Source organism: Methylobacterium sp. P3_A11, from assembly GCF_056403155.1.
In genome coordinates this window covers 25,525-47,099 of record NZ_JBFUGA010000041.1, presented here as the reverse complement: position 1 = coordinate 47,099, position 21,575 = coordinate 25,525, and the positions used below count along the sequence as shown (strand labels likewise).

The 21,575-nt window shown below is 66.6% G+C and carries 19 protein-coding genes, 1 tRNA gene and 1 riboswitch; of the genes, 14 read left to right on the top strand and 6 right to left on the bottom strand.

All coding sequences use genetic code 11. From position 1 onward, the window contains the following. From AC1DXK_RS14630 to AC1DXK_RS14590, 9 genes are all read left to right on the top strand, one after another. The coding region (locus AC1DXK_RS14630; protein WP_457107527.1) for an integrase core domain-containing protein at window positions 1–249 on the top strand (249 nt) is incomplete at its 5' end. Between the two features lie 167 nt (window positions 250–416). After that, on the top strand, window positions 417–1,061 hold the full coding sequence (acuR, locus tag AC1DXK_RS14625) for an acrylate utilization transcriptional regulator AcuR (RefSeq protein ID WP_457105202.1): 645 nt from the start codon (window positions 417–419) through the stop codon (window positions 1,059–1,061). A gap of 23 nt (window positions 1,062–1,084) precedes the next feature. Beyond that, a complete protein-coding gene (gene acuI, locus AC1DXK_RS14620; RefSeq protein ID WP_457105203.1) occupies window positions 1,085–2,068 on the top strand; it encodes an acrylyl-CoA reductase (NADPH) in 984 nt (327 codons plus the stop codon). Between the two features lie 150 nt (window positions 2,069–2,218). After that, on the top strand, window positions 2,219–3,439 hold the full coding sequence (locus AC1DXK_RS14615) for an ABC transporter substrate-binding protein (RefSeq protein WP_457105204.1): 1,221 nt from the start codon (window positions 2,219–2,221) through the stop codon (window positions 3,437–3,439). Window positions 3,440–3,451: 12 nt separating this feature from the next. Next, the gene (locus tag AC1DXK_RS14610) at window positions 3,452–4,687 is read left to right on the top strand and encodes an MFS transporter (protein WP_457105205.1); all 1,236 of its coding nucleotides are present in this window, start codon (window positions 3,452–3,454) and stop codon (window positions 4,685–4,687) included. Window positions 4,688–4,707: 20 nt separating this feature from the next. Then, a complete protein-coding gene (locus AC1DXK_RS14605; protein ID WP_457105206.1) occupies window positions 4,708–5,529 on the top strand; it encodes an enoyl-CoA hydratase-related protein in 822 nt (273 codons plus the stop codon). Continuing rightward, on the top strand, window positions 5,526–6,974 hold the full coding sequence (locus AC1DXK_RS14600) for a class I adenylate-forming enzyme family protein (RefSeq protein WP_457105207.1): 1,449 nt from the start codon (window positions 5,526–5,528) through the stop codon (window positions 6,972–6,974). Before AC1DXK_RS14605 ends, AC1DXK_RS14600 begins: the two co-directional genes overlap by 4 nt. 113 nt (window positions 6,975–7,087) lie before the next feature. Beyond that, the gene (soxC, locus tag AC1DXK_RS14595) at window positions 7,088–8,362 is read left to right on the top strand and encodes a sulfite dehydrogenase (RefSeq protein ID WP_457105306.1); all 1,275 of its coding nucleotides are present in this window, start codon (window positions 7,088–7,090) and stop codon (window positions 8,360–8,362) included. After that, complete coding sequence (locus tag AC1DXK_RS14590) at window positions 8,349–8,936, top strand: c-type cytochrome (protein WP_457105208.1); 588 nt, start codon at window positions 8,349–8,351, stop codon at window positions 8,934–8,936. The genes soxC and AC1DXK_RS14590 overlap by 14 nt, the downstream gene beginning before the upstream one ends. Before the next feature lie 450 nt (window positions 8,937–9,386). On the opposite strand, the gene AC1DXK_RS14585 is transcribed toward AC1DXK_RS14590, so the two are convergent. The 4 genes from AC1DXK_RS14585 to thiC all read right to left on the bottom strand — a co-directional run bounded on the left by AC1DXK_RS14585 (window position 9,387) and on the right by thiC (window position 15,103). Further along, window positions 9,387–11,474 (bottom strand): ATP-binding protein, encoded by a 2,088-nt coding sequence (locus tag AC1DXK_RS14585; RefSeq protein ID WP_477298127.1) that lies wholly within the window; start codon window positions 11,472–11,474, stop codon window positions 9,387–9,389. Window positions 11,475–12,110: 636 nt separating this feature from the next. Further along, window positions 12,111–12,185, bottom strand: a tRNA-Gly gene (locus AC1DXK_RS14580). Between the two features lie 372 nt (window positions 12,186–12,557). Further along, window positions 12,558–12,896, bottom strand: coding sequence for a hypothetical protein (locus tag AC1DXK_RS14575; RefSeq protein ID WP_457105210.1), 339 nt, complete (start codon window positions 12,894–12,896; stop codon window positions 12,558–12,560). Between the two features lie 320 nt (window positions 12,897–13,216). Further along, window positions 13,217–15,103 carry a phosphomethylpyrimidine synthase ThiC gene (gene thiC / locus AC1DXK_RS14570; protein ID WP_457105211.1) on the bottom strand — a complete coding sequence of 629 codons (1,887 nt, stop codon included), beginning with the start codon at window positions 15,101–15,103 and terminating at the stop codon, window positions 13,217–13,219. Between the two features lie 71 nt (window positions 15,104–15,174). Further along, window positions 15,175–15,280: riboswitch (TPP riboswitch) on the bottom strand. A gap of 111 nt (window positions 15,281–15,391) precedes the next feature. Here thiC and AC1DXK_RS14565 point away from each other — a divergent pair. The 3 genes from AC1DXK_RS14565 to AC1DXK_RS14555 all read left to right on the top strand — a co-directional run bounded on the left by AC1DXK_RS14565 (window position 15,392) and on the right by AC1DXK_RS14555 (window position 17,788). After that, window positions 15,392–16,222: an alpha/beta hydrolase gene (locus tag AC1DXK_RS14565; RefSeq protein WP_457105212.1), complete on the top strand. Its 831-nt coding sequence runs from the start codon at window positions 15,392–15,394 to the stop codon at window positions 16,220–16,222. 12 nt (window positions 16,223–16,234) lie between these two features. Continuing rightward, window positions 16,235–16,609: an HNH endonuclease family protein gene (locus AC1DXK_RS14560; RefSeq protein WP_457105213.1), complete on the top strand. Its 375-nt coding sequence runs from the start codon at window positions 16,235–16,237 to the stop codon at window positions 16,607–16,609. A gap of 108 nt (window positions 16,610–16,717) precedes the next feature. Beyond that, the gene (locus tag AC1DXK_RS14555) at window positions 16,718–17,788 is read left to right on the top strand and encodes an acyltransferase family protein (RefSeq protein ID WP_457105214.1); all 1,071 of its coding nucleotides are present in this window, start codon (window positions 16,718–16,720) and stop codon (window positions 17,786–17,788) included. Window positions 17,789–17,798: 10 nt separating this feature from the next. Here the strand turns inward: AC1DXK_RS14555 and AC1DXK_RS14550 are convergent, their stop codons facing one another. Together AC1DXK_RS14550 and AC1DXK_RS14545 are read right to left on the bottom strand one after the other, a co-directional pair. Next, window positions 17,799–18,044, bottom strand: coding sequence for a pilus assembly protein PilZ (locus AC1DXK_RS14550; RefSeq protein ID WP_457105215.1), 246 nt, complete (start codon window positions 18,042–18,044; stop codon window positions 17,799–17,801). Between the two features lie 210 nt (window positions 18,045–18,254). Next, window positions 18,255–18,605, bottom strand: a complete 351-nt coding sequence (locus AC1DXK_RS14545; protein ID WP_457105216.1) for a hypothetical protein — start codon at window positions 18,603–18,605, stop codon at window positions 18,255–18,257. Between the two features lie 197 nt (window positions 18,606–18,802). Between AC1DXK_RS14545 and AC1DXK_RS14540 the strand changes: the two genes are divergently transcribed. After that, window positions 18,803–19,186, top strand: a complete 384-nt coding sequence (locus AC1DXK_RS14540; protein WP_457105217.1) for an ATP-dependent helicase — start codon at window positions 18,803–18,805, stop codon at window positions 19,184–19,186. A 137-nt stretch (window positions 19,187–19,323) separates the two neighbouring features. Continuing rightward, window positions 19,324–21,504 (top strand): transglycosylase domain-containing protein, encoded by a 2,181-nt coding sequence (locus AC1DXK_RS14535; protein ID WP_457105218.1) that lies wholly within the window; start codon window positions 19,324–19,326, stop codon window positions 21,502–21,504. Window positions 21,505–21,575 lie beyond the last annotated feature (71 nt).

Sequence of the window (21,575 nt, the reverse complement as noted above, 5' to 3'; positions counted from 1 at the left end):
TGGACCAATGGCCAGGTCGAGCGCATGAACCGGACCCTCAAGGACGCGACCGTCAAGCGCTACCACTACGACAGCCACGACCAACTGCGGGAACACCTCGCCGCTTTCCTGGATGCCTACAACTTCGCCCGGCGGCTCAAGACCCTACGCGGCCTCACGCCATACGAAGCGACCTGCCGAGCCTGGGCAGACGACCCAGGCCGGTTCAGATACGACCCAACCCATCTCACCTCGGGACTGAACACCTAGAAGCTTGTTCGGTCCTGATACTGGCCCAACGCCTCAGGTCCGAACGATACGACCTCAGCGCTTAACGGCCTTTGGCTCGTTTCGGCGAACAGCTGAGGACGAGACCGGTCCAACAGCTGCTTCCATCCGTCGTTGCCTTTAATAATTAACCGGTCTATTTCTAAATCATGAAGTCCGAATCGGTATCAGCAGTCACGGCACGGAAGAGGGGGCGCCCGCCGCGGCTGGAGCCGGCCTACGGAATGTCGCGAGAGGCCTTGATCCGAGCCGGCGTCGCACTGCTGTCGGAGAAGGGGTACTCAGCCACCGGCCTCGAAGAGGTCCTACGCAGCGCCGGTGTGCCGAAGGGTTCGTTCTACCACTACTTCGCGAGCAAAGATGTCTTCGGTGCCGAGCTCGTCGACGCGTACGCGAACTATTTCGCGCGCAAGCTCGACCGCTGGTTGCTCGACGAAAGGACGGCCCCACTTCAGCGCCTGAGGAACTTCGTCGCCGACGCGCGTGTCGGTATGGCGCGCTACGAGTTCCGCCGCGGCTGCGTCGTCGGCAATCTCGGGCAAGAGATGAGCGCCCTACCGGAGTCTTTCCGGGACCGCCTGCATGGGGTTCTGCTGGACTGGCAGACGCGGACTGAGCGCTGTCTCAGAGATGCCCAGGCCGCCGGTGAGATCGCCGCGGACGCCGATTGCACGGCACTGGCAGCCTTCTTCTGGATCGGCTGGGAGGGCGCGGTCCTCCGCGCAAAACTTGAGCGCAACCCTGAGCCCCTCGACCTCTTCGCCAACCTGTTCCTGACCTGTCTGGCGCGCTGAGCGCCACCCGCGGAGTGCACCGGATGTTCAAGGCGATTGTGATCGAAAAGGATGAGGCGGGCTACCGCGCCGGCTTGCGCGAGATCGACGAGGCGCACCTGCCCGATAGCGACGTCACCGTCGATGTTGCCTACTCGACGCTGAACTACAAGGACGGACTCGCGATCACCGGCAAGGGCCAGGTGGTGCGCAAGTTCCCGCTGGCGCCGGGCATCGACCTCGCTGGCACCGTCCGCGAGTCTCGACATCCCGATTACAAGACGGGTGATCAAGTCATCCTCAACGGCTGGGGTGTCGGCGAGGCCCACTGGGGCGGGCTGGCACAGGTCGCGCGCCTAAAGGGCGACTGGCTGGTCCCGCTGCCCGAGGCGTTCACTCCGCGCCAAGCGATGTCCATCGGCACCGCCGGCTACACTGCGATGCTGTGCGTGATCGCGCTCGAACGCCACGGCGTAAGCCCGGACAAGGGCGAGGTCGTCGTCACCGGCGCGGCCGGCGGCGTCGGCAGCACCGCGGTCGCCCTCCTGTCGCGGCTCGGCTACACCGTCGTGGCGGTAAGCGGACGCTCGGAGGAGGCCAGCTACCTGCGCGGACTCGGCGCAGCTGAGGTGGTCGACCGGGCGGCGTTCTCGCAGCCGGGCAAGCCGCTCGCCCGGGAGCGCTGGGCGGGGGCTGTCGACGTGGTCGGCAGCCACACCCTCGCGAACGTCTGTGCTGCCACGAAGTACCGTGGCGTCGTCACGGCCTGCGGTCTCGCTCAGGGCATGGATCTGCCGGCGAGTGTGGCCCCGTTCATCCTGCGTGGTGTCAGCCTGATCGGCATCGACAGCGTGATGTGCCCGCGGCCTGAGCGGCTTGAAGCCTGGGGCCGGCTTGCCCGTGACCTGGACCCGGTCAAGCTCGACGCAATTACGAACGAAATCGGCCTGTCGGATGTCGTAGCCACGGCAGAGCGCCTGATGGCCGGCCAGGTGCGCGGCCGTGTGGTCGTCGACGTCAACCGCTAAAGGTCTCGATCCGACCCGGCAGTTCGACTGCTGGCGCATGTAACAAGAGCACGAGGAAAATCTGAATACAATGACTTGACGACAAGCGCGGCGCCGCCGCCGGACTGACAAAAACAATCGCAGTCCGCTCATAACAATGGAGGAACGACCATGAAGGGTGTATTCGCGCTGGCGATGCTGTTCAGCGGCACGGCTGCTGCGCACGCCGATCCTCTGCCGACCTTTCGCATCGGCGTGCTGAACGACCAGTCCGGCCTCTACGCCGACATCGCCGGCCCCGGATCGGTCGATGCCGCACGCATGGCGGTTGAAGACTTCAAGCCGGAGAACAAGGGCTTCCGTGTCGAGGTTCTATCGGCCGACCACCAGAACAAGCCCGATATCGGTGCGGCTATCGTGCGGCGCTGGTTTGACGTAGACCATGTCGACGCCATTGTCGACGTGCCGACATCGTCGGTTGCGCTTGCCGTCTCGAACATCGCGAGCGAGAGGAATAAGGCCTTTCTCATCGCCAGCGCTGGCAGCTCGGACCTGACCGGCAAGAACTGCACCCGCACGAACGTCCACTGGACCTACGACACCTGGGCGCTCGGCAACAGCACGGCCCGCGCGGTGATCAAGCAAGGCGGAAGATCTTGGTATTTTCTCACGACGGACTATGCGTTCGGCCACGCCCTTGAGCGCGATGCCACCGAGGCCGTGACGAAGGCCGGCGGCAAGTCCCTCGGCCACGTCCTCGCGCCCTTCCAGAGCACCGACTACTCCTCCTACCTTGTCCAAGCCCAGGGCAGCGGCGCGCAGGTCGTCGCGCTCGCCAATTCTGGCGGCGACACGATCAACGCCATCAAGCAGGCCTCGGAGTTCGGCCTCACCGAGGGCGGGCAGAAGCTCGTCGCACTCCTGGCCTTCATCTCCGACATCCATTCGATCGGCCTGAAGGTCGCTCAAGGTCTGACCCTGACCGAGGCGTTCTACTGGGACCTCAACGACGGCACCCGCGCCTGGGCAAAGCGGTTCGCAGCTCGCAATGGTGGCCGCTACCCGACCATGAACCAAGCCGGCACCTACGCCTCGACGCTCCACTGGATGAAGGCCATCGCCGCCATCGACAAGGACAAGGCGCATCACGGCACCGAGGTCGTCACGCAGATGAAGGCGATGCCGACCGAGGACGCGTTATTCGGGCACGGCTCGATCCGCGCCGACGGGCGCACCATCCACGACCTCTACCTGTTCCAAGTGAAGAGCCCGGCGGAGTCGAGGGGCGCGTACGATTACTATAAGCTTCTCGACACCATCCCCGGCGAGCAGGCCTTCCGGCCCATGGCCGACGGGGGCTGCCCCCTCGTGGCCAACACAGCCGCGAAGTGAGGTGGCCTGGCCATGGCGCTCCCTGACGCGGTCGAGGGCGCTGACGTCGCCGCCAAGCGGACGGCGATGGCGCTGCTGCTTCTCAGTGAGGTTGCGGCAATGGCGACGTGGTTCGCCACCACCGCCTCGATCGGCGCGATCCGCACGCACTGGACGTTGAGCCCCTTCCAGGAGGCTCTGCTCACCAACAGCGTCCAGGCCGGGTTCGTCGCCGGTACCCTAGTCAGCGCGCTGTTGGGGCTAGCGGACCGGTTCGACCTGCGCCGGCTGTTCTGCGGGTGCGCCGTGGTAGCGGGCCTCGCCAACTTGGCGATGCTGGCCTTCGAGCCTACTTCGCCGGTGGTGCCGCTGCTACGCTTCGTGACCGGGGCCTGCATGGCCGGCGTCTACCCGGTCGGCATGAAGATCGCCGCGACCTGGGCGGTGGGCGACCTGGGGCTGCTGATCGGCCTGCTGGTGGCCGCGCTCACCCTCGGCTCGGCGCTCCCGCATCTCGTGGCGGCATTCGGCCAGCTCGACTGGCACCTGCCGGTGCTCGGCGCGGCGCTGGGGGCGCTCCTGTCTGCTGCCCTGATCCGCTTCGTGCGCCTCGGGCCGCTGCGGTCGGAGGCGCCACCCCTGCGTCTGGAGAACGCGCTGGAAGCGTGGCGCAACCGCGGCGTGCGCCTGGCCAACCTCGGCTATCTCGGCCACATGTGGGAACTCTACGCCATGTGGGCCTGGATCGGTGCCTTCATGGCTGCGAGCTTCCGGGAACGCTACGGCAATGCGCCCCCGTTCCCCCCAGAACTCGCCGCCTTCGCTGTGGTCGCCGCCGGAGCTTTTGGTGCCATGCTCGGCGGCTGGGCGGCGGACCGGTTCGGACGCACCCTGGTCACCGGAGCCTCGATGCTCGCCAGCGGCTGCTGCGCCATCGCGGTCGGCTTCCTGTTCGGCGGCCCCGCCTGGGCGGTGCTGTCGGTAGGCGTGCTCTGGGGAGTAGCCGTGATCGCAGACTCGGCGCAGTTCTCCGCTGCGGTGAGCGAACTCAGCGATCGCCGGCTGATCGGCACGATGCTGACCGTCCAAACCTGTGTCGGTTTCCTGCTGACGCTCGTCAGCATCCAACTCATCGCCTTCGCGGGGACCTATTTCGGCTGGCGCTTCGCCTTCGCACTGCTCGCTATCGGGCCATTCCTGGGGCTCGCCTCGATGCTGCGGCTGCGGCGCCTGCCCGAGGCCAAGCGACTGGCGGGAGGACGCAAGTGACAGCGAGGAGAAAGCCGCCTGTGACCTTCACGACGATCACCTACGAGACGCTCGCGCCCGTGGCCCGCATCACGCTGAACCGACCGGAGCGCACCAATGCGATCAGCGCGACCATGCTCGACGAACTCGCGCAGGCGATGGACGCGGCCGAGGCCGACGCGGCGGTGCGCGCCGTGATCGTGCGCGGGGCCGGTACGGCCTTCTCCTCGGGCTTCGACCTCAAGGATCAGATGGCACTCCGCCCCGAAGGCGTGAGCCAGTGGCGCCCGATCCTGCGCAAGGACTTCGACGTGCCGATGCGTTTCTGGCACTGCCCGAAGCCGACCATCGCGGCGGTGCGCGGCCCGTGCCTTGCGGGCGCCTGCGAGCTGGCACTGGCCTGCGACCTGACCGTGGCGGCCGAGGACGCCTTCTTCGGCGAGCCGGAACTCAAGTTCGGGGCCGGAATCGTGGTGATGATCCTGCCCTGGATCGTCGGGCCGAAGGCCGCCAAGGAGATCATCCTCACGGGCGAGGACCGCATCCCGGCGCGGCGCGCCTACGAGATCGGGATGGTCAACCGGGTGGTGCCCGCCGCCGATCTCGACGACAGCGCCCTACACCTCGCCCGGCACATCGCCGCGATCGACCCGAACCTCGTTAAGGAGACGAAGCGGGCGATCAACCGCTCCATCGAGGCGCGCGGCATGCTGGAGGCCTTGGAGATGGCCCTCGACATCGACCTGCTGATCGAGGGCGAAGGGTCGCCGGACAAACGGGCCTTCATGGACATCGCCCGATCTCAAGGTCTCAAGGCGGCGCTGGAGTGGCGGGACAGCCGCTTCCCGGGAGCCAGGTCATGACCGGGGCGCTCGCGACGATCATGCGCGAGGGGCTCGCCCACCCAGGCAACCGAGTGGACGAGGCCTTCGGCCCCGGGATGTCGGGGCACGAGCTCGACGCGCACGCGGACCTCGTGGCGGGATTGCTGCGCGAGGCAGGCGTGCGTCCGCATGAGCCCGTGCATGTGAGCATCGGCAACCGAGCCCTTGATCTCGGGACGCTGCTCGGCGTCTGGCGGATAGGGGCTGTCGCAGTGCCCGTGCATCGGACCGCCGCGCCGCTCACCCGCGCGGCGGTCGAGCGGGCGACGCGCGCCCGCTTCTTGGTCGATGGGCTCACCCTAGATACGATCGTGGACGAGGCGCCGCCTGAGCGGCCACTTCTGAACGGGGCTGCGCTCGTAGTGTTCACCTCGGGCAGCACCGGAGCACCGAAGGGCGTGGTGCTCGGGCACGATGCCCTGGCGCGCAAGCTCGCGGTCCTCGATCGGTTGCTGGACTTCAGTCCGGACGATGTGGTCGTGGTGCCGCTCCAGTTGACGTTCATCTTCGGCATCTGGGCGAGCCTCCTTGCGATCCGCTCTGGGGCAACCCTCGTCCTCGTCCCGAAATTCACTCGCGCGACGCTCGCGGGCCAACTCGCCGCGCAGGCGACCGTGCTCGCCGCGGTGCCGACCATGCTGCGGGCCTTGCTTGCCGATGGTGCTCCGCCGGGTCCTAAGCTCCGTGCGGTGCTGACCGGGGGCGAGGCGCTCAGCCCGTCCCTGGCCCAAGCGGCCTGCGGCAGCTGGCCGGACGCCGAGCTCATCGACCTCTACGGATCGACCGAGACCGGCTCCTGCGATTTCTGCCACTGGCCGCGGGATGCCGCGGTGGCCGGGTCCATCGGTGTCCCGACAGAGGGCGTGTCGTTCCGCATAGTTCGAGACGACGGCACGCTGGCCCCTCCCGGCGCGGTGGGCGAGCTGCAGATTTGCACCGTGTGCGGCATGCTGGGCTACCTCGACAATGCCGAGCTGACCCAAGCCTCATTCGAGGCAAGTCACTTCAGAACGGGAGATCTCGCACGTCTGCGACCGGACGGTCAGGTTGAGCTCGTCGGACGCTCGAAGGAGATCATCTCGCGTGGCGGCAACAAGATCTCGCCGCTGGAGATCGAGAACGCCCTCTGCGCGCATCCGGACGTCGCTGCAACCTTGTGCGCCGGCGTACCCGACGAACGTCTCGGCGAGGCGATCCACGCCGTAGTCGTGCTGAAGCCCGGGCTCGCGTTGACGGTGGACGAGCTTAGGCGCTGGGCGTTGGCTAACCTCGAACGCTACAAGGTGCCGGACGTGATCGTCTTCAGCGACGTGCTGCCATGTGGCGCGACCGGTAAGGCGAGCCGTGCGATGGTCAGTACGATCACACAGGTGTCCACCGACACTTCGACAGCGAGCATGCATCGCGCGCTGCCGGGGCTTTGAGCATCAGGTACTTAATCCCGTTCAGATCCGAACTCAAAACGGAGGAAACGATGCCGGCCCAGCATGCTCCCTCGCCCCCGGCTGAAGACGAAGCCTGCCCCTGTCGCGACGGCATGTTCGCCACCCGCGGCGCCGACCGACGCCGGTTTCTCGTCGCCGCGGGTTCCGGCGTCGCCGCAGCACTTGCGGCGGGTCGGACTATGGCCGACGACGGAGTCCCAGCCGGCGCCCGCCATTTTGATGTGCCCAGTGACCCGACCAAAGAGCAGGGCCGCCCCGTCGCTGCGGACGGCGGCTATGGATCACGCTCACAGTTCGAGAAGGCTGTACGGGTACGCTACCCAACGCCCAACGAGAACACGTCCTGGTCATTGACCCCACTCGCCGCGCTGGTCGGCAACATCACGCCCTCCGGGCTACACTTTGAGCGGCACCACGGCGGCATCCCCTCCATCGATCCCAAGCGCCACAGCCTCGTCGTCCACGGTATGGTTGGCACCCCGAAGCGGTTCAGCATGGACGACCTCCAGCGCCTGCCATCGGTGACGCGCAAGCACTTCATCGAATGCTCCGGCAACGGCTTGACCGAATGGAAGAAGCCGACGCTCAAGACGGTTCAGGGCACGCACGGGCTGCTCAGCACGTCGGAGTGGACCGGCGTGCTCTTCTCGACCCTGGCCCGCGAGGTCGGCCTGCAAGAGGGAGGAGGCTGGGTTCTCGCCGAGGGYGCGGACGCCGCCGTGATGACCCGGTCCATCCCCCTGGAGAAGCTCCTCAAGGACGGGATCATCGCCTATGGCCAGAACGGCGAGGCGATCCGCCCCGAACAGGGCTACCCGGTCCGTCTGCTGCTGCCCGGCTACGAGGGCAACACCCACATCAAGTGGCTGCGGCGACTAGAGGTCAGCGACAAGCCCTTCATGACGCGGGAGGAAACCTCCAAGTACACGGACCTGATGGCGGACGGCCGTGCACGGCAATTCTCGCTCGACATGGACGCGAAGTCAGTCATCACGTTCCCATCCGGCGACATGCGTCTGCCCGGTCCCGGAGTCTACAACGTCACCGGCTTCGCTTGGTCCGGACGCGGGCGCGTACAATCGGTGGACGTATCGATCGACGCGGGCAAAACCTGGTATCCGGCCTACCTTGGCTCGGCGCCTGAGCCGATGTGCACGGTGCGCTTCACCTTCCCTTGGACCTGGGACGGCACGCCCGCCGTGCTGCAAAGCCGGTGCGTGGACGAGACCGGCTACTTTCAGCCGACGCGCCAGCAACTGCTCGCCATCCGCGGCGACCACGGGCCATCCGCCTCGATCTACCACCTGAATGCGATCCAGAGCTGGGCCGTCGCGAGCACCGGGGAGGTCAGCAATGTCCATGCGTGAGCGCGTGCGCGGCCTTGAACCGACGACGTCAGTTCTACTCGGCCTTATGCTTCTCGCGACGCCTGCGGCGTCCCAGACGGCGGCCGATACCCGCCTCGGCGTCGGCAAGCCGGTCACCGAAGCCGAGCTTGGGGCCTACTTTTCGATCCCGCCGAGCGGGAAGGGTTTGCCGCCGGGTCACGGCAATGCTCAGGAAGGCGCCACGGTCTTCCAGGAACAGTGCGCCGCCTGTCACGGTGAGAAGCTCCAGGGCAACATGGCGCCCGGCATCGGCGCCGATCGATTGGTCGGCGGTCGCGGCAGTCTTGCGTCGGATAATCCGATCAAGACGACTGAGAGCTACTGGCCGTACGCCACGACGCTGTTCGACTACGTCAAGCGCGCGATGCCGTTCAATGCGCCGGGCTCGCTCACGGACGACCAAGTCTACGCGGTCGTCGCGTACATCTTGTCGGAAGGACACGTCATCACGCCCGACGAGAATTTGGATGCGACCAGCCTACCCAAGGTGCAGATGCCCAACCGCGGCGGGTTCATCCCCGATCCTCGGCCAGAACTTAGTCTCTATCGATAGCGTATCATCGCGCGTTGGCCCTCATTCGGGATGGCGTCATAAAACGTAAAATCCTGCCTGCGATGTCTGCGCACAGGAAGCCAATATGCGCACGGTAGTGTCTGGGTTGGGCGCAAAGCCGAAGGTCCGGTTTCCGGCCGAAACTTGAGCTCCGCTGCCGGTGCAACCGCACCTTGCCGCATAACATCAGCCCGAACTCGTACGGACATGTGCCCGGCGGGGTCGTCGCTCACCTCGCGAGGGAGGCCGTTAGTCAGCGGCCAAGCGTTGGTTCGTGGACCGGTTGGGGGGATACATGGGCGAGTTCAATGTCGTGTTGCCCTCGTCCTGCCAGGCGTGATCCGGCGCTCGTTCATTGTYTCGAACAAGGGCGACCACCGCCGGCGAGGGCTCTCCACAGGATGACCCGCTAGAGCTCTCCGCCGGAACCCGCTCTCGCCGGCCTGATCTTTACTTGGCCGGCACCAACTCGGCTCTGGTAGGCCAGTTGTCGAGCAGGTCGATGATAGCGGTCTCACCGTCCTCCTTGTGCAAGGTAGACGGATCGATGTTTGTGATCCCAAGCTTCTGAAAAAAGATGCTGTTTCTCATCTTTGCGTCGGCTAGCAGCTTCGGATAGGAGATGATCTCTACAACCGCATCAGGATTGTTGAGATATCCGACAAGCCCCTGGCCATCCGGTGTTTCATGGAACCGATAACCTTCGATGGCCTCACGAAGAGAGTCCGTGATGTCTGCAATGATGTAGCAGTGAAATGTTGCGTTCTTCAGTCGTGGCGAGAGTTGTCGGCCCTTGGTGTCCTTCAAAGACGTTGATGTCTTAAAATTTTTAATATAGCCCATAATTTGCTTAAGCGGGTTCTCTTCGCCATCGTAGTCGTCTCTTGAAGGGCGCTTGAATTCTACCAATACCACCGTGTTGGCGGCTTCCTGCTCCCGCCAAGCGAAGCAGGTATCGTAGAAAAATGCGATATCAGGCCGGTCAAGGGATTTATTGTCCGTATAAGACTTTAACGGACGGTCAGATGCAAAGTGCGCGAAAAACGCCAAGCGGTCGTCGATGAGCCAGAGTTTATGGTCACCGATCTCGATGCTGGCCGAGTCGGTGCGCATCGGCACGATGAGCTTGTGCACTGCCTCTTCGAGGTAGTGCTTGGTTGTGCCCTCTTGAAATTGAGCGTAGCGGTCTAAGATGTCGATCACGCTTTTCCTCAGCAGAACGTACTCCGCGAGTACACTTTTCTGCTGGTCCTGCACAAAGTCCTGATAAGCCTCTACTTTCCGACCAAGTTCCTCGGTGAAGCTCGGACCTGCCTTAGTGACCTCTTCTATTTGCTTGAACTCGTGGTTGGTCTTCCGAAATCTGTGACGGCACATTTCCACGTAGACGGCCTCCCTGGAGGTAACGCCAGGAGCTAGCTTATTGATGAAATCTTCCATCTCGCCGTGCAAGTATAGAAATTGAGGATATTCCTCGATCACCTGCTGCACGAGCTGGTGCTTCTTCTCCTTTAATCGACTTACGTATGTGTCGAGGTAGACCATGACCGACGCCTGAAGCGCGCGCCGGATGTCGCGGTTCTCCGCACTGTCAAAGCTGAGGCCAGTTCGTTCCTGGTTGACGTGGGCGTCGAGGTGGGCGCCCGATACGCACCCGATGTAAACCTCGTTGCCATCGAGGGATTTAAGGCCAATCGCATCGTCGATGACCGTCTCCTCGACCGCTCGATCGTTGGCGGTTAGGAACAGCCAGTTGTAGGCCTTCTTGTTCGTGTCGGGCCGGACCGATTTCGCGGCGCGGATGTGACGGATCGTGAGGTCAATCGAGGCGTCCTCTCCGAGCGGGATGGTCACGCGCTGCTCGGCCGTGTTCCGAACGAGGTCGCCGAATGCCGCCTTCAAATCCACGGTCTCGATCCCATCCGCCATCTTGATGGACGGGGCGAGATCCGCTGCCAGGAGCTGCATGAAATGCCCGATCATACGTTGACGCAGCGTAGGTGCGTCGACCGGGCACTTCGTGCCGTCAGCAGTGTCGTAGGTCCGCAGCGAGATCCGAGTGCCTGGTCCGGTCGGGAATGGCTCGATCCCGGTCTTCAGCAAGACCTGCTCGTCCTCCCTGAGCACGAAGTCGAAGGCTCGCACGGCAAGTGCACCGGAGTTGTCCAAGTAAGTGCTCTCGACCTTGATGTCTCGGAATACTTTGAGCCATCCGAGCCGGCCAACGCCTTCGCCACCTCGATGGAGTTTGTGTTGCGAGTCGGGCCGCAAGAACGACGCGTAGTTCTCGTCGTTCAAGCCGATCCCATTATCCTCTATCACGAATCCGATGACGGGAGAGTCGGGCTTCTTTGGGTCTTCCCGCAAGACCTCGACCTGAATGGAACCTTGTGTCTTCGCCTTGTCGCGGTGCCGATCGTCGATTGCATGCAGCCCGTTAGATACGGCTTCGAAGAGCGGCATGAGGGCAGAAATAGCGGAGGGCTTGAGCGACAGGCGCTTAACGCGGCCAATTAGGTCGGTTGCTAGCGTTGGCATTCTCGGTCCCTGGCCGTCGCGGGAACGAGTGGTGCTATGCGTAGCCGTGCCCGCACGGGCCGGCAATCGCCTGTGCGGGGCACATCAACAAGGTTGAAGGTATCGATGGTCCGATAGATGCAGTGCATCGCCGAGGTTAAGTTTATCATCGACGGCATGACGTAGAATGCATCATGGGCACGGTAGCACACTGGCGTAACAGCCACGAGCCCTCCGCTCGGCGTTCGATGACGTCGAAGACCCCGCACAAATTGATCATCCTTTCTGTGCCAGCCCTCGGAGCCGCCATTGTTCCTGCAAAATGGGATGTCCGGTACTAGGCGTTGAGCTGGTGTCCACTTATGGCGCGAAGCCGAACGCCCGCTTCTCACTGCTCAATCGCGGCAGTTCAACGCCATGCTCGTGCCGGCCCGATTCTCTGCGCACGCCCTCCGAGTTCGCTTGCCCAATCGTCCGTCAAGTGACTCGGCATGAGTTCGGCACTCATTGCGCCGAGCTGGACCCCGGCAATAGGCCACGGCGGAGCCGGAGCAGCTTCTCGGCAGCATGGGGAACGGCGAGGAACGCCATGGGGAACATGGGGAACACCTCGGCCGCTCAGAGGACGATATATCGCAGAAGGTGCAATGGGTTAGTTGGAGCGGGCGATCGGGATCGAACCGACGACATTCAGCTTGGGAAGCTGACGTTCTACCACTGAACTACGCCCGCCGACATGGCCGGCACGGAAATGGCTTGCTCCGGATACCGAACTCCGAATGCGCTCCGTGCGCTCATGTACGGCTACGATCTAGCAGCCCGAGGACGATGGCGTCAAACGGATCCTGGCCGGTCAAAGGTGCGCTCGGACGTATCGGTGAGGAGCAATCGCCGGCACGCCGAAGATTGCCGGCGCCTACCGGCCGCGCTGCCCACGACGAGGCGCAACGGCCCGCGGGTGCGGAGCGTTGTCGGCGTTTGGTCGAGGCAGCACCTTCCGACGAACGCGACCCGTCCCATGCCGGAGTCGCTAATTCTGAGGCGATCGTCCTGGGGGCCACGACGGGCTCCGGTCGAGACTACCGTCCGTGCGCCCGCGCGGCCTCAGGCGACGCGGGAGAGGCTGCCGGACTGCGATCCGAGCGTGCCGCGCGCCGAATCGTAGGCGCGGTTGCGTAGGGCCGTCTCGCTCGGCAACTGCTCGATCACGTTCCCAGACGACGGGTCGAGCACCTGGAAGACGATCGTGCTGGTGTCCCGGTCCTGGATGTAGCGCGCCTTTCCGCCATTCGACCCGATATCGAGCTTCACCGCGGGTTCGAGGGGCGCAGCATTCGCAAGAGGTCCTGGCGCCTCCTGCGACACGGCGGGGGCGGACGTCGCTCCGAGGGCATCGAGTCCCTGAGGCCCCGGCGTCGTGGTGGTCAACGGTCGGATCTCCATCCCCGGTCTCCTGCGATCCTGTGATCGGAGGATTGAGGCGGTTCGGGGCCTAACCGTCGGTTAACGCCGGAGACCGGTCCACCGGAGGCCGATCGGCGTTCGGGGATGCGATGAAGATCGCGTTAGCGCGCGCCCACAAATGTCCCGCATCGTTCCGGTGCGGGATCGGGCAGCGCCGCCCGGGTGGCACACGAAAAACCCGCGCCCGGTGGCGGGCAGCAGGTTCGGATCGATCGGTGTCGCGCGGCGCGGCGGTCCGGCGGTTGCCGGCCCCTTCGGATCGGGAAGGAGCCGGCTTTCCTGGCGGTCGTGTTGTCGTATCAGCCGGCGGCGTCGACGTAGAGTTTCCCGCCCTCCGCCAGGAATTCCTGCGACTTCGCCCGCATGCCGGCCTCGGCCTCGGCCTTCGACATCGCGGGCGACGCGCCCACGACCTCGCCGGCCTCCTCCATCGCCAGCACCTCGGCGCGCAGGTCCTGCGTGATCTTCATCGAGCAGAACTTCGGCCCGCACATCGAGCAGAAATGCGCGACCTTGTGAGCGTCCTTCGGCAAGGTCTCGTCGTGGTAGCGCCGGGCCGTGTCCGGATCGAGCCCTAAGTTGAACTGGTCCTCCCAGCGGAAGTCGAACCGGGCGCGGCTGAGCGCGTCGTCCCGGAGCTGCGCGGCGGGATGCCCCTTGGCGAGGTCGGCGGCGTGGGCGGCGATCTTGTAGGTGATGACGCCGGTCTTCACGTCGTCCCGGTCCGGAAGGCCGAGATGCTCCTTCGGCGTGACGTAGCAGAGCATCGCGGTGCCGAACCAGCCGATCATCGCGGCGCCGATGCCCGAGGTGATGTGGTCGTAGCCCGGCGCGATGTCGGTGGTCAGCGGGCCGAGGGTGTAGAACGGCGCCTCGCCGCACTCCTTCAGCTGCTTCTCCATGTTGACCTTGATCTTGTGCATCGGCACGTGGCCGGGGCCTTCGATCATCACCTGACAACCCTTGTCCCAGGCGATCTTGGTGAGCTCGCCCAGCGTCTCCAGCTCGCCGAACTGCGCGGCGTCGTTGGCGTCGGCGATCGAGCCCGGGCGCAGGCCGTCGCCCAGCGAGAACGAGACGTCGTAGGCCCGCATGATGTCGCAGATCTCGTCGAACCGCTCGTAGAGGAACGATTCCCGGTGCCCGGCGAGGCACCAGCGGGCCATGATCGAGCCGCCGCGCGAGACAATGCCTGTGACCCGCCGGGCGGTCAGGGGCACGTGGGCGAGGCGCACGCCGGCATGGATGGTGAAGTAGTCGATGCCCTGCTCGGCCTGCTCGATCAGCGTGTCCTTGAAGACCTCCCAGTCGAGCTTGAGCGGGTCGCCGCCGACCTTCTCCAGCGCCTGGTAGATCGGCACTGTCCCGATCGGGACCGGGCTGTTGCGGATGATCCACGAGCGGATGTTGTGGATGTTGCGGCCGGTCGACAGGTCCATGACCGTGTCGGCGCCCCAGCGGATCGACCAGACGAGCTTCTCGACCTCGTCGGCGGCCGAGGATGTCACGGCCGAGTTGCCGATGTTGGCGTTGATCTTGACCAGGAAGTTCCGGCCGATCGCCATCGGCTCCAGCTCGGTGTGGTTGATGTTGGCCGGGATGATCGCCCGGCCACGGGCGATCTCGTCGCGCACGAATTCCGGGGTGATGAACGGCGGGACCGAGGCCCCGAAGCTCTGGCCGTCCGCGAGCGCGGCCTCGGCGCCCGCGAGCATCGCCTCGCGGCAGACGTTCTCGCGATGGGCGACGTAGATCATCTCCTCGGTGATGATTCCCGCGCGGGCGAACTCGTACTGGGTCACCATCTGGCCCGGGGCCGCCTTGCGGATGGTCCGCTCGGCGGGGCAGGGGGCCACGAGCTTGTCGCCCGCGAAGCCGTTATCCTCGGGCTTCACCGCCCGCGGCGCGACGGCCGCGTAGCCGCGCGCCGCGATCCAGGGCTCGCGCACGCTGGGGAGGCCGGCATTGAGGTCGATGCGGGCGTCGGTCTCGGTGTAGGGGCCCGACGGGTCGTAGACCCGCACCGGCTCCTCCTTCGGATCGGAGAGGACGATCTCGCGGTAGGGGACGCGGATGTCCGGCCGTCCGGCCGGGTTCGCGTAGGCCTTGCGCGATCCGGTCACCGGACCCGTGGTCACGGTCTCGGGGCTGCCTTTCACGTCCTTGGGGAGAACGGGTGCGTTCATCGTGGGCCTCTCCTGGCTCTGGAGCGGTCCGGTCCACGCGATGGCCGAGATGAGATCCGGTCGCGCCACGCGCGGCCGCAGGTTCCCGTCCCTCCGCCGGTATGAGCCGGATCAGGTTCAAGGGTCAGGGCAATGCGCCCAATCTCAGCCCCCTGCGGGGCTCCCCTCGGAACGTTTCCAGACTCGGTCCCGCGCCCGCCTTTGTCAATGCATCCCCGGTTGCCTTAGACAACACATCAGGAAAACCCTTCGTCCGACCCCGCGCGCGCCCGGAATTTTCCACCCCGCATGCGTCTTCTCGCCGGTCTCTTGCTCACCGAGCTCTTGTTCGGCGGCCTCGCATGTGCCGTCCTCGCGCTCGGCCAGCGACGCTTCCTCTATCCGGGCGCTCAGGGTCGGCCGATCCGCGTGGCGGTGCCTCCCGGGATCGCGGCGATCACGGTCGCGACGGTGGACGGCGAGACCCTGCACGGGCTTTGGCGTCCTCCGCGGCCGGGCTGCGGCGTGGTCGTCACCTTCCACGGCAACGGATCCCGCCCGGAACCGCACGCGGCGCGCTTCGCCGCGGGTCCGTGGCGGGCGCAGGGCTGGGGCGTCCTCAGCGTGGCCTATCGGGGCTATCCGGGCTCGACCGGGCGCCCGGACGAGGACGGGTTGATCCGCGACGGTCTGGCGGCCGCGGCGGCCGCCACGGCACGGGCGCCCGGCGCGCCGATCCTGCTGCACGGCCACTCCCTCGGTGCCGCCATCGCGGTGGCCGTTGCCGAACGGGTGTCGTCGGTCGGGCTCTACCTGGAGGCGCCATTCGATTCGATGACCCATGCCGTGCGGCTGCATGTCTCGCTGGTCCCGACCTGGCTCCTGCGCGACACGTACCGCTCGGACTTGCGCATCCGCGGCGGAAGCGAGCCGGTGCTGATCGTGCAGGGCCGTGACGATCCGGTGGTGCCGGTCAGATTGGCCTTCGGCCTCGCTGCCGCGGCCGGTTCGCGGGCGCGGATCGACGTCGTCCCGGGCGATCACGTCTCCATCCTGGGTGTGCGGGATCGCGAGGCCGCGGAGGTGTTCGGCCGGCTCGTGCGGCCGGCCTGCCCGCACCTGACCGATGGGCGGCTTTAGGGGGAGAGGCCCGTGGTCGGGCGGCGATCGCAACGCTGGCGTGAGGACGATTCGGACACTGCGGGCGGGCAGAGCCCAGCCGATCCGGTCTGCCCGCTCTGCGAGCGGCCGATCCCGCGCCGCGCCCGATCCAGCCTCCATCACCTGACACCGAAGCTGAAGGGCGGTACCCACCACGGCACCGTCCGGCTGCATCAGATCTGCCATTCGGCGATCCACGCACGCTACAGCGAGGCGGAGATCGCCAGGCGCTTGGCCGACATGGAGGCCCTCCGGAGCGATCCGGAGATCGGTCGGTTCCTCGTATGGATCCGCGGAAAGCCCGACGATTTTCACGCCGCGACCCGCATGACCCGCGACCGTCGGGCGGCGCGGCGCAAGATCTGATCGGCCGCCGTTTACCGCCCGTTCGGCACGTCCGAAGATCGCGGCTGTTGCAGGCCTTGCCGTCAACCCGAGCGGGTTCAGGATCGCCCCGGTTTCGAGGGTGTGGCGATGGCTGGGGTCGGGGATGCGGGCGGGCGGCTCGCCTGGGTCGATATCGCCAAGGGGATCTGCATCCTCCTGGTGGTGATGATGCATTCCGTCACCGGGACAGGCGAGGCTATGAGCGGCGAGGGGTTCCTCCACCCGATCGTCGCCTTCGCGAAGCCGTTCCGGATCCCCGACTTCTTCCTGTTGTCGGGCCTGTTCCTGGGCCGCGTGATCGACCGTGACTGGCGGTTGTTCTCCGATCGCCGGGTCGTCCACTTCGCCTATTTCTACTTGCTGTGGCTGGTGATCCAGTCGGTCGTCAAATACGGGAAGATCGTCGGCGATGCCGGACCCGGGGCCTTCGCGGCCCACCTCGTCCACGCCCTGATCGAGCCGTATTCCAGCCTCTGGTTCATCTACCTGCTGGCGGTGTTCTCGGTCGTCACCAAGGCCCTGCGCCGCGTGCCGGGCTCCGGGCTTCTGGTCGCGGCCGCGCTCCTGCAGATCGCCGACATCCGCAGCGAGTCCACGCTCATCGAGGAGTTCTGTGCCCGGTACGTCTATTTCGTAGCGGGCTACCTGTTCGCCGACCGGATCTTCGGCCTCGCCGACATCGCGCGGCAGCGCCCTGGCCTCGGCCTCTGCGGCCTCGCCGCCTGGGCGGCTGCGGAGGGCTGGCTCGCGCTGACCCCGACGGCTGTCCCGGATCATCCCACCCTCGCCAGCCTGCCCCTCGTGAGCCTCGCCCTCGGCGCCGCTGGCGCACTGGCGATCGTGGTGGCCGCCTCCCTGATCGGCCTGGCCGGCGGTCCGATCGCCGAGGCCGTGAGAACCTGCGGACAGCGCTCGATCGTGATCTATCTCGCCTTCTCGTTGCCCATGGCGGCCACCCGGGAATTGCTCGTGCGCACCGGCGCGGTCGCCAATATCGGCCTCGCGTGCCTCACCGTGATGGCGATGGCGGTGCTGCTGCCGCTTGTCCTGGAGCGTCTCGTGCGCGGCACGGCGCTCGACCTGCTGTTCGTGCGGCCGCGTTGGTTCCGGCTCGTGTCCTCCGCTCCGCGCCCGCGGCCGGCCCTGCGGACCACCTGACGCGCCGGCCTCAGACCTCGAACGCGATACCGATCCGGCGGCTGCGCCGCCACACCACGGTGGCCGCCCGCGGCTCGGCGTCCGCCGATACGCGCAGCGGGAAGCGGTCGGGCACTACCTGTCCGTCCTCCACCTCGATCTGCGCCCCCGTCCCAGTGGCGTCCCACACGAGGCAGCCGACCTCGCCTGCGGGAAGCAGGACGGTGCCGAAGGTGAAGGCGTTCTTCCGGAAGGCGCCGCGCCGATTTTCCGACATCAGCTCCCCCATCCGGTCTCGCGCATGCGCGGACACGGGCTCCGCCGCATTCGATGATGCGGGATGAGGGTTAACAGGGCAGATACGATTTGAGGCCTGCCCGGATGCCGGCGATCAATAATCGTCCGGAACACCCCGGTAGCGGTGCGGCCTTGGTTCATAATCGTCGTCGTAAGGCCAGGACATCGGCGGCCGGTCGTAGTCGCGGCCTTAGCGGTAGGCGTCGCGCCGCGGGCCGTCGTCCTCGTCGCTGCGATAGCCGCCACCGCCTGCCGTGATGCGCGGCGCGTACCAACAGCTCTTCGCCTGACCCGGCGCGGGATCGCCGAAGGTCTGGCTGTTGCAGGGCACCATGCCACCCTGTGGAAACGGCCTGCCGTTCGTCCGGCCGGGGACGCCGTAATAGACGTTGGTCGGATAAGGCATCCGGCAGACGCCGCCATCCCGCGCACAGCCGACCAGATTTACAGTGTCGAGCTGATAGGCGAGGGCTGGAGCGGACGCCAGCGCGCCGGCCCCCAGCGTGAGGCCCCCGAAGGCCAGAGCGATCCGAATCTGCACACCCCCGAATCTCCGAGGTCTGCGGTCGGCACGCCGAATAATCCGGCGAGCGGCTTCCGGCCAGCGGCTCAGCTCGTTAAGGCGTCGGCCATGCAGGCTCGCAGCCCGGCCCACGGTCGGCGAGGCGGCCATCGGTGCGTGTGGATCGGGCGGAGCGACTCGTCGTCGAGCGGGTGAGGGCGCCCCTGGAGGCCTTGATGAGGGATGCGTCTGCGCAGGAGCTTCTCCTGCTGAGCGCGCTGCAGCAGTGCCGGATCCAGCTCGACGCGGCGCGAAGGGACGAGGCCGCCCGCGCGACCGTTCGGGAGGACCTGGAAGCCGCCCTGCGCCGCGAGGCGGTGCTCTCGGCCGCGATCGTCGAGGAGCGCGAGCGGACCGAGGCCGTCCGCCTCGTCCTGCAGGCGCTGGTGATGAGCATCGGCCGGTTGGGTCTGCGTCGGCGCCTGTTCCTGTCGCGCATCCAACGGCTTGGCCGCGAGACGCCGGATTCCGGTCCGCAGGCCGCCCGGCATGCGGTCCTGCTCGCGGAGTCGCGCCGGGTGCTCGGCACGCCGGCTGCCGACCCGCCGACCGACGGGTGAGGGACGTCGCCCGGGATCCGGAACGGGTGCCGAACGCATCGATAACGGCCCCTTAAACCGCCGCATTTAGCGTGCGGAAACCGTCTTGCGCCGCAGCCGGGATGCGCGCCGCGACGGAACATTCGAAGACGGGATGCATGGCCAAGGGTCGGGGCAGGATTGAGCCGAATTTCGACGTGCCCGAGGGGCGCGTCCGGGATCGCGGCGAACTCGATCTGCGCCTGTCCCGGGAGGACCGGCCCGGGGCAGGAGACGGCGTGGCGAAACGATCGGGCGGGACGGCGCGGCAGCCGGGCAAGGGGCCGGCCAAGACGACACGGCCGGCGAAAGCCCGCGGCCGACGCCGGCGCTCGTGGCTCGGCCGCATCGTCTACGGGACGGTCGTCCTCGGCCTCTGGGCGGTGATCGGGCTGGCCGGGCTGATCGCCTACCACGCCTCGCAGCTGCCGCCGATTGATCAGCTCGCCGTGCCGAAGCGGCCGCCCAACATCGCGATCCTGGCGAGCGACGGCTCGCTGCTCGCCAATCGCGGCGAGACCGGCGGCCGGGTGGTGTCGATCAAGGAGCTGCCGCCCTACCTGCCGCGCGCCTTCGTGGCGATCGAGGATCGGCGCTTCTATCAGCATTTCGGCGTGGATCCGGTCGGTATCCTCCGGGCGATCGGCCAGAACCTGACGCGACGCGGCGTGGCGCAGGGCGGTTCGACGCTGACGCAGCAGCTCGCCAAGAACCTGTTCCTGACGCCGGAGCGCTCGGCCTCGCGCAAGATCCAGGAGGCGATCCTCGCACTCTGGCTTGAGCACAAGTACACCAAGGACGAGATCCTCGAACTCTACCTGAACCGCGTCTATTTCGGCGCCGGCGCGTATGGGGTCGAGGCGGCCGCGCAGCGCTATTTCGGCAAGCCCGCCAAGGAGGTCAGTCTCGCGCAGGCCGCCATGCTCGGCGGCCTCGTCCAGGCGCCCTCGCGGCTTGCGCCGAACCGCAACCTCCCGGCGGCGCAGGCCCGCGCCGCGCAGGTCCTTGCCGCGATGCAGGAACTCGGCTTCGCCTCGCAGCAGGACGTGAAGGTGGCGCTCGCCCAGCCGGCGAAGCCCGCCAATGCCCGCGGCGGCGGCTCGGCCAACTACGTCGCCGACCTCGTAATGGACGTGCTGGACGATTACGTCGGCAAATTCGACACCGACATCACCGTCCAGACCACCGTCGATACCGGCCTCCAGGCGAGCGCCGAGAAGGCCCTCACCGACGAACTCAACGCCAAGGGCGCGCGGTTCAATGTCAGCCAGGGCGCGCTGGTCTCGATGCGGCCCGACGGCGCGATCCGCGCGTTGATCGGCGGGCGCGACTATGCCCAGAGCCAGTTCAACCGGGCCACCACAGCCAAGCGCCAGCCCGGTTCCTCGTTCAAGCCCTTCGTCTACCTCGCCGCCGTCGAGCACGGCGCCACACCCGACACGGTGCGGGACGATGCACCGATCCGCATCGGGAACTGGGCTCCGGAGAACTATTCCCACCGTTACGAGGGACCGGTCACCCTGCGCACCGCGCTCGCCCACTCGCTCAACACGATCGCGGTCCGCCTCGGTCAGGAGGTCGGCCCGAAGGCCGTGGTCCAGACCGCGCAGCGGCTCGGCATCACGTCGCCGCTCCAGGCCAACGGCTCGATCGCCCTCGGTACGTCCGAAGTCACGCTCCTGGAGATGGTCGGCGCCTACGGGGCCTTCGCCAATGGCGGCACCGGGGTGATCCCCTACGTGGTCACCGCCGTGAAGGGTCAGAACGGCAAGGTGCTCTACAAGCGGGCCGACAGCGGGCTCGGCCGGGTGATGAGCGCCGATGCCGACGGCATGATGAACGCGATGATGCACGAGACCTTCGTCAGCGGCACCGGCAAGAAGGCCGACATTCCCGGGTGGGATCTGGCCGGCAAGAGCGGCACCACCCAGGATTACCGCGACGCGTGGTTCATGGGCTTCTCCGGCAGCCTCGTGACCGGGGTCTGGCTCGGTAACGACGACGGCGAGCTGACCAAGAAGGTCACGGGCGGCAACCTGCCGGCCGAGATCTGGAAGACCTACATGACCCAGGCGCTGAAGGGACAGACGCCGGTCCCGCTCCCCGGCCTGAACCGGTGGCGCCGGCCGCCGGAGACGACTGCCTCCGTGGCGAGCGCCGCACCGGCCTCGCCGGGCGGCCTCCTCGGGCAGATCCTGGGCGAACCGGAGGCTCCGTCGCCGCGCCCGGCCGCACCGGGGCGCCGCGCCCAGAAGGACGACCGCAACTTCATCGAGAAGTTGTTCGGCCTCGGAGACTGATACTTCCAAATCGTCGCAGGTTTCGTACGGCGCGGGTGGTTCGCTCCCCGCGCTGCGAACGGATGCAGGCC

Bases quoted from the DNA above. Each gene is read 5' to 3' on its own strand.
- AC1DXK_RS14575 (WP_457105210.1), bottom strand. From the start codon at position 12,896: ATGGAGATCCGACCGTTGACCACCACGACGCCGGGGCCTCAGGGACTC.
- AC1DXK_RS14585 (WP_477298127.1), bottom strand. From the start codon at position 11,474: ATGCCAACGCTAGCAACCGACCTAATTGGCCGCGTTAAGCGCCTGTCG.
- AC1DXK_RS14555 (WP_457105214.1), top strand. From the start codon at position 16,718: ATGGCTGGGGTCGGGGATGCGGGCGGGCGGCTCGCCTGGGTCGATATC.
- AC1DXK_RS14540 (WP_457105217.1), top strand. From the start codon at position 18,803: ATGAGGGATGCGTCTGCGCAGGAGCTTCTCCTGCTGAGCGCGCTGCAG.
- AC1DXK_RS14550 (WP_457105215.1), bottom strand. From the start codon at position 18,044: ATGTCGGAAAATCGGCGCGGCGCCTTCCGGAAGAACGCCTTCACCTTC.
- AC1DXK_RS14600 (WP_457105207.1), top strand. From the start codon at position 5,526: ATGACCGGGGCGCTCGCGACGATCATGCGCGAGGGGCTCGCCCACCCA.
- acuR (WP_457105202.1), top strand. From the start codon at position 417: ATGAAGTCCGAATCGGTATCAGCAGTCACGGCACGGAAGAGGGGGCGC.
- AC1DXK_RS14590 (WP_457105208.1), top strand. From the start codon at position 8,349: ATGTCCATGCGTGAGCGCGTGCGCGGCCTTGAACCGACGACGTCAGTT.
- acuI (WP_457105203.1), top strand. From the start codon at position 1,085: ATGTTCAAGGCGATTGTGATCGAAAAGGATGAGGCGGGCTACCGCGCC.
- AC1DXK_RS14535 (WP_457105218.1), top strand. From the start codon at position 19,324: ATGGCCAAGGGTCGGGGCAGGATTGAGCCGAATTTCGACGTGCCCGAG.
- AC1DXK_RS14565 (WP_457105212.1), top strand. From the start codon at position 15,392: ATGCGTCTTCTCGCCGGTCTCTTGCTCACCGAGCTCTTGTTCGGCGGC.
- thiC (WP_457105211.1), bottom strand. From the start codon at position 15,103: ATGAACGCACCCGTTCTCCCCAAGGACGTGAAAGGCAGCCCCGAGACC.
- AC1DXK_RS14610 (WP_457105205.1), top strand. From the start codon at position 3,452: ATGGCGCTCCCTGACGCGGTCGAGGGCGCTGACGTCGCCGCCAAGCGG.
- AC1DXK_RS14615 (WP_457105204.1), top strand. From the start codon at position 2,219: ATGAAGGGTGTATTCGCGCTGGCGATGCTGTTCAGCGGCACGGCTGCT.